General features: G+C 40.2%; 1 pseudogene. It reads right to left on the bottom strand.

The window, feature by feature from the left end:
• Window positions 1-311: pseudogene (locus ACG9ZB_RS16925) on the bottom strand (YihA family ribosome biogenesis GTP-binding protein); the annotation flags it as partial.

The raw sequence follows: 311 nt of genomic DNA, 5'->3' as shown, positions 1-311 counted from the left end.
AGTTCTTCTAGGCCTTGTTTATTGAGAGAAGAGAACAATTGTCTTGAGAAATCCAGTTTCATTTTTTTCAATTGGGCTTTAACTTCTTGCAATGCTTTAGAAGCAGGGCCACGGTTGTGTTTATCGGACTTGGTTAGCAGTACATGCACAAACAATTTACGTGAATACGCCCATTCCAACATCATCACGTCAAAGTGCTGTAGCGGATGACGAATATCCATCAACAACACTAAACATTGTAAGCTTTTACGCTGAATCAGGTAATTTTCTAACTCTTTTTGCCACACGATTTTCATCGCTTCAGGCACGGC

It is taken from the genome of Acinetobacter johnsonii (assembly GCF_048551975.1).
Lineage (GTDB): Bacteria > Pseudomonadota > Gammaproteobacteria > Pseudomonadales > Moraxellaceae > Acinetobacter > Acinetobacter johnsonii_A.
The sequence above is the reverse complement of the archived record's forward strand: the minus strand, read 5'-3'. Positions and strand labels throughout refer to the sequence as shown.